We start from the raw sequence: 15660 nt of genomic DNA, 5'->3' as shown, positions 1-15660 counted from the left end.
AAAAAAAAGAATGAGTTAACTCATTCTTTTTTATTGCCAAAATTTACATTTCAAAGATTTTTCCTGGATTAACAATGTCATTTGGATCAAATAACTTTTTAACCTCACGCAATAGCTCTGTATAATCATGACCATAGAACTCTTCGTAGTAATTTGCTCGTGCATAACCAATTCCGTGTTCACCAGACATATTGCCATCTAATGACTTAGCCGTCTTATAAAGTTCTGAAATGACTTTATCACTAGTTTTAGCATATTCTTCTGGTGTCATTTCATCAGAGCAGAGATAGATGTGCAAATTACCGTCGCCAGCATGCCCAAAACTAGGTATTCTAATCTTTAGCTCTTTTTCTAACTCTTCAATGCGGTCCAGCACATCAGGAATATGATTAATTGGTACGCAAACATCAATTTCATCCATTTTTGGCGTTGATTTCTGAATTGCCAGCAATAGCTCTTCCCGACACTTCCAGATCTTTTTAGCTTCTTCAGAGTCTGCACTTAAAACAATTGCTTCTTCAGCTTTAAACTTTTTAACAGTTTCTAGTGCTTGATCCAATTCTGCACGCCATTCTCCCTCAGTGAATGAGTCTAGGCCCATAATGATAAAACCATCACCATTCTTGATTGGAAATTCATCATTAGCATATTTTTCCCATAACTTAATTACTTTTCTGCCCATAAATTCAACAGTTGTTGGTACAACTCCAGAAGCTAAAATTGCTGGTACTGATTTAATAGCATCATTTAAAGTTGGGAAAGGAATGATAGCATTGATTGTCTTATGTGGTTTAGGATATAGTCTCAATGTTACTTCCGTTACAACACCAAGCGTTCCTTCTGCTCCAATAATTAAGTCTTTTAAAGAGTAGCCGGAAGATGATTTTACCGCTTTAGAACCAAACTTATATAATTTGCCATTCGTTAAAACCACTTTTAACTCACGAATATGTTCTCTGGTTACGCCGTATTTAATTGCCTTTAACCCACCAGCATTAGTTGACACATTACCACCAATTGTTGCCCAATGCATTGCAGGTGCTGGCATATAAGTAAATGGCTTATCAGCCAAATATTCTTCGATATCCTTTAATCTTATTCCTGCTTGTACGGTCATTGTTAAGCTATCTGGATCATATTCCAAGATCTTATTCATTTTAACCATATCAAGAGAAATACCGCCGTCAACAGATAAATTGGCTCCCATCAAGCCGGTTGAATTACCCCGTGGTACCAGAGGAATGTGCTTTTCATTCGCATACTTAACTACTTGGATAACTTCTTCATTATTAACCGGTTGAATAACCAAGTCCGGCAGAGCGGTTACTGTTCGAAATTGATCGTGATCCCAGTGCTTTGTAGGTTGATTAATAAAACGTTCTGGATCGGAAATAAATTTACTTAAGTTTGTCCGATCAGTTTGATCTATTTTATGATATTCCATGATATTTTTCTTCCCATTCCTAAATCATAAACTTAATTAATATCTGACATAAATAATCTACTCTTTTATGTAAACGCTGTCAATACTATATTGGAAACAAAAACACGAGCTCTTTGTGAACTCGTGCATAAAGTTAATTTTGGTTATTTTGAAGGGTATATAAGTTATAATAATAACCCTTTTGGGAAAGCAGTTCCTCGTGGTTACCACGTTCAATAATCTTACCATCATTTAGAACAATAATCTGGTCAGCATCGACGATAGTTGATAAACGGTGAGCAATCGCTAAAGTTGTTCTTCCTTTTCGTAAGCTCTTCAATCCCTGCTGAATCAAGGTTTCTGTTTCGGTATCAACATTTGCAGTAGCTTCATCTAAAACCAAAATTTTTGGATCAGTTACTAAAGTTCGTGCAAAAGAAATCAATTGGCGTTGTCCTTGACTAAATTCGCTGCCATTCTCGCCAACTTTAGCGTGATATTTGCCAGGCAATTTTTCAATAAAACTGTCAGCCTGGACAGTTTTTGCGGCAGCCTTAATTTCGTCATCGCTAATGTTTTGGTTATACAGCCTAATATTAGAATTAATATCACCGTAAAACATGAATGGTTCTTGTAAAACTAGACCTAATTTTTGCCGTAATTCCTTTTTCGGGTACTTCTTAATATCTACGCCGTCAATTAAAACTTCACCCCGGTAGAATTCATAAAAGCGCATCATAACATTAATGATTGAACTTTTACCGGAACCTGTATGACCTACGATTCCAAGAGTTTCTCCTGGATTAACGGTAAAGGAAATATCGTGTAAAATTTCGTTTTTTCCATCGTAGGAAAAGCTTACGTGCTTAAATTCAATTTTCCCTTGTGTGATTGTTAATCCCGGTTGCTCTTGCTGCTTAGGCTCATAATCAGTATTATCTAAAATTCGAAAAATTCTCTTACCAGCAACTATTCCGTCTTGGAAAAAGGTCATCTGGTCCATCATGTTTGCAATCGGATTAAAAAACTGCGAAATATATTGTGAAAAAGCGTACACAACACCTGCAGGCACAAAAGTCTGGCGTAGTGGAAAGCCAAAGTACATTAAAGTTAAAGCAAGGGCCAGAGAATAAAGCAAACTGGTTAAGGGCGAAAGTAAAAGCGAATTAAGATTGATCATGTTAAAACGGGTTTTCATTAGTGCCGTGTTTTCACTTTCAAAATGGCCAGTCATTCGTTTTTCTTGCTTGAATTGCTGAATCAGAGAAACACCTTCAATTGATTCATTTAAATTAGTGTTTATCCGGCTTAACCGCTCACGGTAACTACGATAGAGTTTGGAACTTCTTTTAGAATATTGCCAAATAATAAGTAATAATATTGGCAAGAAAGCCAATACGATTAGTCCAGCTAAAAAATTAGTTGTAAACATTGCTACTAGCGCTGAAATAATCGAAAAGAAAGAGATAACGACACTAGATAGGACCGTTAAAAAATTGCTCAAAGTCATCGTATCGTTTGTTACTCTTGACACAATTGAGCCTGCTGGCGTTTGGTCAAAATAACGCATTCCCAACTGATGGAGTTTTTGGTACAAGGCCGACCGTAGGCCCTCCAATGACTTTTCGGATCCAAGAGCAAAAAAGTATTCGTAGGTAAATTGAAGAATACCCTTAATTACTGAGCCAAAAGCATATAAAAAACCAGCAAACAAAATCACTTGCGTCGTAACATTGGCTTTGACTAAATAATTATCCAAGAAATACTGCAGACCATAAGGTAACAGCATATTAATGACGCTGACAAGAAATGCACCCACACCAGCAATAATCATTTCATTTTTAAAGTGCATCACAAAACGAAGTAGTCGCTTGAAGATGCCAATTTGTTCCTTGACAGGTATTTCTTTGGACCAGACTGATTCATAATTATTTTGTTCTTCCAAGCTATTCACCTACCTTTTCTTCTAATTCTTGCCGTTGCCACATATCAGCGTACCAGCCATTTTCTGCTAATAACTGATCATGTGTGCCTCGTTCAACAATTCGTCCGTCTTTTATTACCAAAATCAAATCTGCTCCCATTACGGAAGTTAATCGGTGAGTTGCAATTAAGGTTGTTTTCCCTTTTCTCTCCTGCCGAAGTGATTTCAAAATTGCCATTTCTGTTCTGGCATCGACTGCTGATAGCGCATCGTCCAAAACCAAAATTTTACTTTGCTTTAAAAGCGCCCTAGCAATAGACATTCTTTGTTTTTGACCACCAGATAAGGAAACGCCATTTTCGCCAATTAGCGTATTATATCCGCCAGGCATTTGTAGAATATCATTGTGCAAATCACTCTTTTTCGCAGCAGAAATGACCGCACTTTCATCGGAATTTGCATCAGAAAAAGCAATATTTTTTTGAATACTAGTAGAAAAGAGGTAATTGTTTTGCGGCACGTATGAAATTTGTCTTAATAGAACATTCAGAGGAATTTCCCGAATATCATGACCGTTTAAAGTGATTTTGCCATCATATTGATCAAATTCGCGTAACAAAAGTTGAATGATGGTCGTTTTACCAGCACCAACTTTACCGACCAAGCCAAGAGTCTGACCTGTTTTCAAAGTGAAATCAATATTGTGCAAAACTGGAATTTGTGGTTCATCTGGATAAGCAAAGGATTTTACTTCATATTTTAAGTCGCCATCAATATCTTGAGCATGAATGCTTTGATCAGCATTTTGATCAGTAATTGCAGGCTTTTCATCCAGTAACTTTTCAACACGGTCGTAACTGGCACTACCACGTTCTAGAATATTAAATAAATAGCCAATTGCAAACATTGGCCAAACCATGTTCCCAATATAGGCAATGAAAGAAACTAATTGGCCAATTGTAAGAGCCCGGTTACTAACCAATAACCCACCATAGATAATTGTAATTGTGTAAGTTAAACCGATTAGTAAAGTACCTAGTGGATCAAACAACGAATCCCACTTAAAAACACGTTTATTGATTTTGATCGTATTAGCAATCATATCATTGAATGCTTGCGTATCTTCTTTACCCTGACCAAAAGTTTTTAGGACCTTAATTCCTGAAACAGATTCTTGTGTTTTATTATTGAGGCGGGAAAAAGCAGCCTGTGATTCATCAAAGGCATCATATAATTGATCGCCCAACTTCCAAGCTCCCCAAGCTAAGAATGGTAAGGGAATTAAAGCAACTATCGTCAACCGCCAGTCAACAAAGATGATCATTGCGATCATGGTTGAAACACTCATTAATAAAGAATCGACCAAAGTCAAAACACCTTCACCAGCAACTTCTTGAATAGCTGAAACATCATTGGTTGCGTGCGCCATTAAATCACCTGTTCGGTGGCGTTGATAAAAAGTGCGATCCATTTCCATAAAATGCCGAAATAATTTCGAGCGCAACTGCAGTTCTAGTTCTGCCGCTCCACCCCATATTTGCCTGCGCCACAAGTAACGAAAGCCATATAATAGTAGTGCCGCGAAAATGATTGTCAAAATTAACAAGCCATATTCTTGCCAAGAAATATGTCCTTTATCGAGCTGATCAGCCATTAGTCCTAATATTCGCGGTGGAACCAAATTAATTACAGACGTTAAAGCCAAGAAGGTCACACCAATTAGGTACCGTTTTTTCTCCTTTTTAAAAAACCATCCAAGCTTAAAAAATATACCCATTTTTCACCTTTCTTTCCAAATAAAAAGGCGGAGAAATAATCCTCCGTCTTTATTTTCAATTCAGTAAGATTGACTATTTTTGATGCTTCATCATGTTCATCACCTGGTTAACCTTCTTAGCGGAAGGCTTTTGCCCCATTTGTGACATCATGGCAACGATCATATCCTCACTGATTGGTGGATTATCTTTAAAGTATTTCTTCATGTATGCTCTTGCACCATAAAAACCGCCAACAAGGCCAATTAATAATGCAACAATAATTAAAACAATCTCTAATCCTAAATTCATAAAATAATCACCTCAATTTGTCCAATAGATATATCTTACCGAAAATCTAAGTAAATTTAAAGACGTAAATTAGTCTTTTCGTAAACCTTTCTTCCGCTGAGCTTTCTTTGCTTTTTCAGAAGTAATTTCCTTGCCATTTTTATCAATTATGACCAGGTTTTCAACATCTTGCTTAAAACCGGCACGAAAGTTCTTGATAAATTCTTGATGAAGCTTTTCACGTTCTTTTTCTTCTTCATCAGACAAACCTTCTTTTTCTTTCTTATGATATAGTTCGTTTATCCGATTAATCATCTTTTTTTCATTGTCTTCTGTCATTTTTTGCACCTCTTTCGCACTTCTCAATAAAAAGAGTCTACCCTATTTCAGCTAAGAAAAAAAGTTTAATTTCTTAGAACGCTTGTTTGTATTATGACTTAATTTCTGTTAGAATATGTTTATCAGCAAATAGACTATCATGGGAGCTAAAGATGACTAACAAACAAAGTTCAAAACAATTACAAATTTTACGTTATATCTATGACACAGTTGAAAAGCGCGGATTTCCGCCAACTGTGCGAGAAATCTGCCAAGGAGTTCAACTTTCTTCGACTTCGACTGTTCACGGTCATTTGTCACGATTGGAACGCAAAGGCCTTATTGTTAAGGATGCCACCAAGCCGCGAGCATTGGAAATAACAGACGAAGGTAAGAAAGCCATTGGCGTTAAGCCAACTGAAATTCCTGTTGTTGGTGTTGTTACTGCCGGTCAGCCAATTTTGGCGGTTGAAGATATCGAAGATTACTTCCCTCTTCCACCAGATTTAGAAAATGATGCTGGTGACTTGTTCATGCTACGTGTTCACGGGGAAAGTATGATTAATGCTGGTATTTTAAACGGTGACAATGTTATTGTTCGTAAACAAAGCTCAGCAACAAATGGTGAAATTGTTGTTGCCATGACAGATGAAAACGAGGCAACTGTTAAACGTTTTTATAAGGAAAAAGATCATTATCGTCTTCAACCTGAAAATGATAACATGGCACCGATTATTCTTAATAGTGTTCATATCTTAGGTAAAGTTGTTGGTCTTTACCGCAATAATATTAATTAGCTTTTTAGTCTGTTAGATCGTTTAATTAAAAACTGTTCATTTACTTGATGAGCAGTTTTTTTAGTGTTTTTTTCAATGCCACTAAAGCTTTTTTTCTATGGTGCAGTTCTCTGATTGCAGCATCATTTTCCGCTATTTTTTCTTCGATTAGCCGAAGATTTTGCTCATGCTGCTTTTTTGTGCCACATGACTGATCATGCAGTGCTTTGATTGCGCAAATTTCTTTTAGTGAAAAGCCCAATTCTTGTAAGTTTTTTATTTCCTGAAATGATTCTACTTCATTATCAGTAAACCAATAATTTTTTCCCTTTCGTATTGGCGTTAATAAGCTTAATTCAAGATAAAACCTAACTGTATCCTTAGTAGTATTCATTTTAGTGATAAATTCTTTTAAATACATGTATATCCTCCTTGACGTTGGGTAAACCCCCCATAGTTAAATAGCGTTAGGAGGAAAGAAAATTGAAAATTTCAACTAATTTATTGACTATTATTTACGGAACAATAATGATAATTGCGGCCTTAGCTAGCATCCCCAAAATTCCTGTTTGGTTAATCTGCTTAAACGTTATCGCAAGCGTTTTCTTAATACTGACCTGCTTAACTGGTTACCATAAATATGCGCCAATTTGTTTATTTGCACTCTTACTCATTGCGTTAATTAATGGCTATTGCCTAAAGGGAAGAATCAATTGGCTTCACTGGTTTATCAGACTGACCATAACTATTGCTTTAAGTTGGTTAAACTGGTGTTTTTAAAATAATGGCATTATTTAGTTTACAAAAGAGACCTTCTGTTTGCTATTTAATTCCACTTCAATATATTTGTTACCATTTTTAACGTTAAGTCAAGTATAATCGCTTTCATAAAAAGAATCTGATGACTTTCCACATCAGCTATGCTTTTTAACTTCACAAAGTTTTTGGTAATTTTTAGCAATAAATGCCGATATTACAACATTTTTATTTTATATTGTGAATAATTTAGGTGTTTCACTTTGGTTTCACAGCATTACTTTTCACAAAGTCAAAACTACAATTGATCTAGTATGCTTGTTGATAGTTCCAGTCCTTTACCATGCGCATCTTTACCCCAGCCACGTTCTTGATGATCCTCAATATCATTAAGTGAATCTGCAGTAAATAGAATTTGCGCAAAATCAGCTTGCCGAAATTGTGCACAAGCAGCCATTGCGGCACATTCCATTTCAACGCATGCAGCACCAAGTTTCTTAAATTGCTTGACCTTTCTAGCAGTTTCTCTGAAAAAACCATCAGTAGTCCAAGTCGTTACCTCTTTGACTTTAAAACCATTTTGCACCATCAAGTTTTCAGTTTTAGTTAAAAAGCTGAACTCAAATCAACGAAGTTGCCTGGCTCCATGTAATGAAAAGATGTTCCTTCATCACGAATGGCTTTGGTCGGAACCAAAAAATAATTTTCTGGCAGATCAACAAGTGTCCCTGCTGAACCGATTGCTAAAATCTGCTTGACACCATAGCTAATGAGCCAGTCTAGCATTTGAACCGCAGCAGGAGCGCCAAGCATTGCCTGACACAAAGTGATTTTTTCTTTTGGCATCTCCACCTCATAAATTAAGGTCACTTTACCAAAGCAATCGAATTGACCCAAAACTCGGTGCGGATGCTGAGCTAAGAAGTCATCAATTGCTTCTTGCGTTAAAAAGGCAAAGAGCAATTTTGCATGAAAGTGATAATGCGTTTCATTTCTTTCATGATCTGGTTCTAAAACCGCACGCGGAGTTGAATCAAAATCTAATAAAAATGGTTTGCTCATCAAATTACCTCCAAATTAAGATATTGATTAAAATGCTATCATAAAAAGCACAAAAAAAGAACCATCTCTTAAATGCGAGATGGTTCTTTTTTAATAGTGAATTAACGACGTTTTTCCGCAATTCTTGCAGATTTACCGTGACGTTCACGTAAGTAGTAAAGCTTAGCACGACGAACACGACCGTGACGTAATACTTCAACTTTAGCTACACGAGGGTCGTTAACTGGGAAGGTACGTTCAACACCAACACCAGAAGCAATCTTACGAACAGTGTATGTAGCAGCAATGCCTGCACCCTTACGCTTGATTACGACACCCTCAAACATCTGAATACGTTCATGACTACCTTCAACAACACGTACGTGAACACGAACTGTGTCACCAGCACGGAAGTCAGGAATATCATCACGTAATTGTTCTTTAGTCAATTCTTGAATTAATGGATCCATAATTTTTCTCCTTCTGCGGCATTCATCAACGTCCTATGCGCCAGCGGAACACCCATAACTATTAATGCAAAAAATTTGCACCTCAATCATCTTAGCAAAATAAAGTTATTAAATCAAGCTTCATCATCTTCATGCTTAATTTCTGCAAGCAATTTCTTTTCTTCATCACTTAAGTGGTAATCTGCTAATAAATCCGGGCGATATAATGCAGTAGCACGCAAAGATTCTTTCTTTCGCCATTCAGCAATTTTTTGGTGATTGCCAGAAGTTAATACTGCAGGAACTTTCATCCCCTCAAAATCTTCTGGCCTGGTATATTGCGGATATTCAAGCAAACCATGTGCAAAACTTTCTTCAATTGGCGAGTCAGCATTCCCTAAAATTCCTGGAAGTAAACGAACAGTAGCATCGATCATGCTCATTGTTGGCAACTCACCACCAGTTAAAACATAGTCCCCAATCGAAACAGTCTCGTCTGCTAAGTCATAAATCCGCTGATCAAAACCTTCATAGTGACCACAAATAAAGGTCAAATTTTCTTCTTGGGACCAATTTTGTGCCATCTTTTGGTTAAAAGTTTTACCCTGTGGAGCTGTTATAATGACTTTGCCCTTATTTACCAGAGAATCCAATGCCTTTTTGATTGGCATAATTTGTAAAACCATGCCTGCACCACCACCATATGGCGTGTCATCAACGTGATGATGGACATCGCTTGTGAAATCTCGAAAATTTACTAAGTTAAGATCCCATTTTCCATCTTCCAGTCCACGTCCTAACATTGAAGTTGTTAATGGGGTAAACATATCAGGAAAAAGAGTTAAAACATTAATCTTCATCGCGTAAGCCCTCCAATAACTCAACATAAACTTTTTTATTGGCAATATCGACTTGCTTAACGACCTCATCAATATATGGAATTAAATATTCATTGCCCGAGTCTTCGGTTATTTCCCAGACATCGTTTGCACCGGGGGTTTCAATACCCGTAATTTTGCCTAGGTCTTGGTTGGTTTCGTTATCCAAGACTTGGCAACCCAAAATATCGCGGTAATAGTAGGCGCCAGCAGGTAATTCGTGTTGGTTTTCCTGACTAATTACGATTGTTTCTCCCTTTAATTTTTCAGCATCATCAATCGTACTGATTTCTTCAAACTGCAATAGCCAGAATTGTTTAAATGGTCGACTGCTTTTAACGGTTAGGACAAAATTGGGATTGTCTTTTAAAGAAAGTTCACTCCCCGGTGAAAAACGTTCTTCAGGAAAATCAGTAATTACTGTTACCTTGACTTCTCCATTTAAACCATGTGTGTTCAGTATGCGTGCGACATCGTAATATTGCATTTCTTCTCCTAAATTCAACAAAGAAAAAAGTTTGAAGCAAACTGCTTCAAACTTTTAAAGTAAACAAATCAATTATTTGTTAAATTTTGATTCATGCAGCTTCTTCATTAAGCCGGCACCAGAAAGAAGTGACCGAACAGTGTCTGAAGGTTGTGCACCCTTCTTTAACCATTCAAAGATTTTATCTTCATCAAGCTTCAATTCTTTTGGTTCTGAAACTGGGTTGTAGTAACCAACTTCTTCGATAAAACGACCATCACGAGGCATTCTTGAGTCTGCTACAACTATTCTGTAGAAAGGCTTTCTCTTGGCACCCATGCGGCGCATACGAATTTTAACTGACATATTAAATTCCTCCTAAAAACTTACGAATAATAATATAGCACTTTTTAAAATAGGTGTAAAGTGTTTTTCCTTAACAGATATTTTTTTAAGAATGATAACGCTTGACTTTCATTCTCTTCTTCTTGTTCTTCTTAAACTTTTTACCCATGCGGCGCATTGCAATCTTGCCCATTGGTGAATCCATTCCAGGAAGATTGCCCATGCCCTTTAGATTACCCTTTGTAATCTTGCTCATCATATCACGGGCTTGTTTGAATTGCTTAATCATTCGGTTAACTTCAACGATTGGTCGTCCAGAACCTGAAGCAATTCGCCGGCGCCGACTTGGGTTAAGCAATTCGGGATTTTCCCGTTCTGCTTCTGTCATTGAAGAAATGATTGCTTTGACGTAAACAATCTGTTTCTTATCAAAGTTCATGTTCTTCAATTGTGGGTTATTGGCCATGCCTGGAATCATTTTAATTAACTGATCAAGCGGACCCATCTTTTCAACTTGTTCAAGCTGGTCTACGAAGTCATTAAAATCGAAGGTATTCTCCTTCATTTTCTCTGCAACTTCTTCAGCCTTTTTGGCATCGTAATCTTGCTGCGCCTTTTCAATTAAGGTCAGCATGTCTCCCATGCCTAAAATTCTTGAAGCCATCCGGTCAGGGTGGAATTGTTCCAGATCACTTAACTTTTCACCTTGACCAGTATAAATAATTGGCTTACCAGTGACAGCTCGAATCGATAAAGCTGCACCACCACGGGTATCACCATCAAGTTTAGTTAAAATTACCCCAGTAATATCTAGTCGACTATCAAAACCTTTAGCCACATCCGTAGCGGCTTGACCTGTCATGGCATCGACGACAAGCAAAATGTTGTCTGGTTGAGCAACCTTTTTAACTTGCTCAAGCTCTTCCATTAATGGTTCATCGATTTCTAGTCGACCAGCAGTATCGATAATTACATAATCATTTTTATTGTCATCAGCCTGCTTTAAGCCATTTTCAACTATTTTGGCAACATTTTTTTCATCGTGTTCACTATAAACAGGAACATTTAACTGCTCACCAATTTGTTCAAGTTGATCAATTGCGGCGGGACGATAAATATCACCGGCAATTAACAATGGACGAGCTTTATCCTTGTCAATTAACCGCTTAGCTAATTTACCCACCGTAGTCGTCTTACCAGTACCCTGAAGACCAACCATCATAATGATCGTCGGAATATGCTTGGACTTGTTAAGAGTGGCTGCACTCTCACCCATCATCTTGGTCAGTTCATCATTGACGATCTTAATTACTTGCTGACCAGGATTCAGGCTTTCCTGAACTTCTTTGCCCAGAGCCTCTTTTTTAATCTTTTTAATGAAGTCTTTGACAACTTTAAAATTAACATCGGCCTCTAACAATGCCAATCTAATTTCTCGGCTAGCAGTATTGATATCTTCTTCGGAAATTTTACCTTTGCCAGTTAGGTTGCGTAACGCTTTTTGAATTCGTTCACTTAAATTTTCAAAAGCCATGAATCATTCTCCCCTCATTTTACTTAATAATTGTTCTATTTGACTAAGCGCACATGCTGATTGATTTTCTTTAATCGTTACAGAAATTTTAGTTAGTTTTTGTTCAATGTCATTATAATCTCTTTGCATATGCAATTTTTCTTCATAATTCGTCAAAAGCTTGCGACAGCGCCGAAGGTTATCATAAACTGCCTGTCTTGATACCTGATGATTAAGGGCGATTTCTCCCAAGGATAGATCATTATAATAGTAGTCTTCGAAATAGTCTTGCTGATTTTTGGTTAGCAATTTTCCGTAATAGGCGTATAAATCGCCTAATATTTCATTTTTTACGAGTTCATCCATTACTTTCACCTTGAACCAGTATAGCAAAAATACGGGTAATTGACGATCGAGAAAGCTAATATTGTCTGAAAATCTCCTACTGCGAAACTTGCTTTTTGATATTAATGCCTGTATTATTACGAATGTTTATTTCACATAGAAATATAGTAGAATAATTACAAAATTATTTGATAGGACTTAACTTTTTTAAAAACAACTATCATAATAGATAAGTAATATTAAAATCAATTTTAAAGCGATCCAAAGTAGTTTGATTATCAACTAGCAGTTTTACTTGAACAATTAGCTGAACTTGGATCATTTTAAGTCCTCTGATTTCGGAAAAAATAATAAGGAGATTTTAACGTGAATTTATGGAAAAAAATGAATCGAAAAGAAAATCCTAGTATTTATCAAGAAAAAGACGGACATTTAGTTCGAACATTAAAAGTACGGGATTTCTTAGCACTTGGTGTTGGGACCATTGTCTCTACGTCGATTTTTACTTTACCAGGTGAAGTGGCAGCTTTACATACGGGCCCAGCTGTAGCAATTTCCTGTGTGATTGCCTCAATCGTCGCTGGACTTGTTGCCTTTGCCTACGCTGAAATGGCAGCAGCGATGCCATTTGCAGGTTCAGTTTATTCCTGGATCAATGTTATTTTTGGCGAATTTTGGGGTTGGTTCTCAGGTTGGGCTTTATTAGCGGAATACCTAATCGGTATGGCTTTTGTTGCTTCTGGATTATCAGCTAACTTTCGTGCCTTAATTTCTCCCCTAGGTTGGCGTCTGCCGAATGCTTTAGTCAATCCTCTTGGAGTTAACGGCGGAGTCTTAGATTTAGTTGCCCTAATCGCTATTTTTTTGTGTGCTATTTTAGTTAGCTTCGGTGTTTCAAAAGCCTCCAAAGTAGAAAACTTTTTAGTGATAATTAAAGTCTTGGCAATTATTTTGTTTGTTGTGGTTGGTTTAACTGCAATTAAAAAAGCCAATTTTCTACCTTTTGTGCCGCAATACCGGGCAACAAGCCATGGTCCTTTCGGTGGTTGGCAAGGTATCTACGCTGGTGTATCAATGATTTATATTTCTTTTTTAGGCTTTGACACAATTGCTTCAAATTCAGCTGAAGCCGTTAATCCGCAAAAAACAATGCCACGCGGTATTATTGGTTCATTATTAATTGCTGTCGTTTTATTTGTTGCAGTTAGCCTCGTATTGGTTGGAATGGTACCATATCACCAATACCTTAATTCAGCCGAACCCGTTGGTTACGCTTTGCGGCATACTGGACATGGCGTAATTGCTGTAATCGTTCAATCTGTCGCCGTTTTAGGGATGTTTACGGCATTAATTGGTTTATGCATGGCCAGCTCACGCTTAGTGTATTCTTTTGGCCGAGATGGGATGTTACCTAAAAAATTAGGAAAATTAAATAGTGATCATCGTCCTGCCAATTCACTCTGGACAGTTGCAATCGTAGCTATTATCATTTCTGCCTTTATTCCTTTTTCATTTTTAACACAACTAGTTTCCGCAGGTACTCTGATTGCCTTCATGTTTGTTTCAATTGGAATTTATCGTCTGCGGCCTAGAGAAGGTCATGATATTGTGGATCCTGCATTTAAGATGCCTCTTTATCCCGTCCTACCGTTCCTAGCCTTTTTAGGTTCTTTCGCAGTTTTCTGGGGATTAGATTTACAAGCCAAAAAGTATATGCTCTTCTGGTCAATCATCGGGATACTAATTTATTGCTTTTACGGTATCAGACATTCCAACATTAATAATAGAAAATAAAAAAGCCTCTCGCTAACTAAATGATCCGTACCGTGTCAAGTAGACGGTCGAAATATTAGCGGGAGGTTTTTTACTTACCACACATTTTTGACCTATTCTTCCAGCAAGAAGTTTTTAGGAATCTTTTGACCAAAATGCAGCAATTTCTGATACCAATAAAAAGAATCTTTAATAAAGCGGCGATTGGTTCCTTTACCTTCATCGTCTAAATCAACATAGATTAAACCATATCGTTTAGACATTTGTGTCGTAGACGCTGATACCATATCAGTTGTCCCCCACATTAAGTAGCCAATTAACTCAATTCCATCATTTGCCAAAGATATTAACATTTCTCTGATATGTTCCTTTAAATAGGCAATGCGATAATCATCATGAACACGGCCGTCAGAAGTCAAGCGATCAGTGGCACCAAGACCATTTTCGACAATAAAAAGAGGTTTTTGATAACGATCATACAAATTTATCAATGTTAGTCGTAACCCAATCGGATCAATTTGCCAGCCCCATTCGTTTTTGGGCAAGTATTTATTGTAAACTCCAGTTGTCCGATTAGCTTTAGTCACCTGCAAGTTTGAAGTATCATAGGCCGCACAAACTGAGGAATAATAAGAAAAAGCAACAAAATCAGCTGTGTTCTGGCTCAATAACTTTAATTCATCCTGCGTCATTTTGATGTTGAGTCCCAAGTTTTTAATTTTATTGAACAAGGCGTTAGGATACTTTCCCCTAATTTGAACATCACTAAAAAGATAACTCTCACGCATAATTTCTGTTGCTGCTAACGCATTTCGCGGATCACTGTTATAAGGATAAACCATTGTACTGGTGATCATCCCACCGACTTGTAAATCAGAATAGTTTTGATGAATGTATTTCGTTATCTTAGCAGAGGCAACGAACTGGTAATGCATTGCCTGGTAGATTACTTCTTGAAAATTTTTGTTAGGAAAACGATCCTTGACTAATCCAGCTGAAGAATACGGGTGTCTGATAATGCTATCAATTTCATTTATTGGTATCCAATATTTTACTTGGTTATGATACCGATCGATAACAGTCTTAGCAAACCGATAAAAATAATCAATTAACTTTGGATCATACCAAGCATCATAGTTCATTATTAAATTAAGTGGCATCTCGTAATGGGATAACGTAATAATAGGCTGAATTCCGACTTCATGCATTTTGCGAAAAAGACGGTCATAAAATTCTAAACCTTGTTTATTAGGGTTAGTATCATCCCCATTAGGAAAAATTCTACTCCAAGCAATTGAAGTTCTAATTGCCTTAATTCCAGTTTGTGCTAGCAGTTCAAGATCTTTTTCATAGTAATGATAAAAATCTACACCATGTCTTTTGCCCCATTTTCTGGAGCTTTGATCTTTGATAGCGGTCAAAATTTTTTGAGTAGTCATATCGTTAACTTTTTGGTAATCAGTCACATCTATTTGTGGTTGATATTGCTCACAATCAGCAATCGACATGCCTTTCCCATCTTCATTCCATGCGCCTTCTACTTGGTTAGCCGAAGTAGCGGCTCCCCATAGAAACCCTTTTGGTAGGTAAAAATATTCCATAATTACT

16 protein-coding genes and 1 pseudogene are annotated in these 15660 nt (G+C 37.0%); 3 read left to right on the top strand and 14 right to left on the bottom strand.

The features are described from left to right. Positions 1-43 precede the first annotated feature (43 nt). The 5 genes from J3U54_RS06165 to J3U54_RS06145 all read right to left on the bottom strand — a co-directional run bounded on the left by J3U54_RS06165 (position 44) and on the right by J3U54_RS06145 (position 5731). On the bottom strand, positions 44-1444 hold the full coding sequence (locus J3U54_RS06165; protein ID WP_267385468.1) for an FAD-binding oxidoreductase: 1401 nt from the start codon (positions 1442-1444) through the stop codon (positions 44-46). A gap of 133 nt (positions 1445-1577) precedes the next feature. Then, positions 1578-3377 (bottom strand): ABC transporter ATP-binding protein, encoded by a 1800-nt coding sequence (locus J3U54_RS06160; RefSeq protein WP_267385467.1) that lies wholly within the window; start codon positions 3375-3377, stop codon positions 1578-1580. Beyond that, positions 3370-5124: an ABC transporter ATP-binding protein gene (locus tag J3U54_RS06155; RefSeq protein ID WP_267385466.1), complete on the bottom strand. Its 1755-nt coding sequence runs from the start codon at positions 5122-5124 to the stop codon at positions 3370-3372. The genes J3U54_RS06160 and J3U54_RS06155 overlap by 8 nt, the downstream gene beginning before the upstream one ends. Positions 5125-5197: 73 nt before the next feature. Next, the gene (locus tag J3U54_RS06150; protein WP_267385465.1) at positions 5198-5413 is read right to left on the bottom strand and encodes a YneF family protein; all 216 of its coding nucleotides are present in this window, start codon (positions 5411-5413) and stop codon (positions 5198-5200) included. 69 nt (positions 5414-5482) lie between these two features. Next, entirely contained in the window at positions 5483-5731 is a 249-nt protein-coding gene (locus J3U54_RS06145; RefSeq protein WP_103751772.1) for a DUF896 domain-containing protein, read from the bottom strand. 152 nt (positions 5732-5883) lie between these two features. Between J3U54_RS06145 and lexA the strand changes: the two genes are divergently transcribed. After that, entirely contained in the window at positions 5884-6507 is a 624-nt protein-coding gene (gene lexA / locus J3U54_RS06140) for a transcriptional repressor LexA (protein WP_103751773.1), read from the top strand. Positions 6508-6547: 40 nt separating this feature from the next. Here lexA and J3U54_RS06135 read toward each other — a convergent pair whose 3' ends face one another. Then, the gene (locus tag J3U54_RS06135) at positions 6548-6907 is read right to left on the bottom strand and encodes a MerR family transcriptional regulator (protein ID WP_267385464.1); all 360 of its coding nucleotides are present in this window, start codon (positions 6905-6907) and stop codon (positions 6548-6550) included. 62 nt (positions 6908-6969) lie between these two features. Here J3U54_RS06135 and J3U54_RS06130 point away from each other — a divergent pair, with 62 nt between their 5' ends. Next, complete coding sequence (locus tag J3U54_RS06130; protein ID WP_267385463.1) at positions 6970-7266, top strand: hypothetical protein; 297 nt, start codon at positions 6970-6972, stop codon at positions 7264-7266. 274 nt (positions 7267-7540) lie between these two features. On the opposite strand, the pseudogene J3U54_RS06125 reads toward J3U54_RS06130, so the two are convergent. The 7 genes and pseudogenes from J3U54_RS06125 to ylxM form a co-directional block, all read right to left on the bottom strand. Then, positions 7541-8307 (bottom strand): annotated as a pseudogene (locus J3U54_RS06125) (nucleoside phosphorylase). A 98-nt stretch (positions 8308-8405) separates the two neighbouring features. Then, positions 8406-8753, bottom strand: a complete 348-nt coding sequence (gene rplS / locus J3U54_RS06120) for a 50S ribosomal protein L19 (RefSeq protein ID WP_103751777.1) — start codon at positions 8751-8753, stop codon at positions 8406-8408. Positions 8754-8866: 113 nt separating this feature from the next. Further along, a complete protein-coding gene (gene trmD, locus J3U54_RS06115; RefSeq protein WP_267385462.1) occupies positions 8867-9592 on the bottom strand; it encodes a tRNA (guanosine(37)-N1)-methyltransferase TrmD in 726 nt (241 codons plus the stop codon). Further along, positions 9582-10097 (bottom strand): ribosome maturation factor RimM, encoded by a 516-nt coding sequence (gene rimM / locus J3U54_RS06110; protein ID WP_267385461.1) that lies wholly within the window; start codon positions 10095-10097, stop codon positions 9582-9584. The genes trmD and rimM overlap by 11 nt, the downstream gene beginning before the upstream one ends. A 72-nt stretch (positions 10098-10169) precedes the next feature. After that, a complete protein-coding gene (gene rpsP / locus J3U54_RS06105) occupies positions 10170-10442 on the bottom strand; it encodes a 30S ribosomal protein S16 (protein ID WP_103751780.1) in 273 nt (90 codons plus the stop codon). Positions 10443-10527: 85 nt separating this feature from the next. Then, positions 10528-11955: a signal recognition particle protein gene (gene ffh, locus J3U54_RS06100; protein ID WP_267385460.1), complete on the bottom strand. Its 1428-nt coding sequence runs from the start codon at positions 11953-11955 to the stop codon at positions 10528-10530. A gap of 3 nt (positions 11956-11958) precedes the next feature. After that, positions 11959-12300 carry a YlxM family DNA-binding protein gene (gene ylxM / locus J3U54_RS06095; RefSeq protein WP_267385458.1) on the bottom strand — a complete coding sequence of 114 codons (342 nt, stop codon included), beginning with the start codon at positions 12298-12300 and terminating at the stop codon, positions 11959-11961. A 345-nt stretch (positions 12301-12645) separates the two neighbouring features. Here ylxM and J3U54_RS06090 point away from each other — a divergent pair, with 345 nt between their 5' ends. Next, positions 12646-14073, top strand: a complete 1428-nt coding sequence (locus J3U54_RS06090; RefSeq protein WP_220219809.1) for an APC family permease — start codon at positions 12646-12648, stop codon at positions 14071-14073. Positions 14074-14165: 92 nt separating this feature from the next. Here the strand turns inward: J3U54_RS06090 and J3U54_RS06085 are convergent, their stop codons facing one another. Beyond that, positions 14166-15653, bottom strand: coding sequence for a glycoside hydrolase family 1 protein (locus J3U54_RS06085; protein WP_267385456.1), 1488 nt, complete (start codon positions 15651-15653; stop codon positions 14166-14168). Positions 15654-15660 lie beyond the last annotated feature (7 nt).

Origin of the sequence: Lactobacillus sp. B4007 (genome assembly GCF_026535895.1) — a bacterium.
GTDB classification, from domain to species: Bacteria; Bacillota; Bacilli; order Lactobacillales; family Lactobacillaceae; genus Lactobacillus; species Lactobacillus panisapium.
Note: the sequence above shows the minus strand (reverse complement) of the source record. Positions and strands in the feature narration are given on the sequence as shown.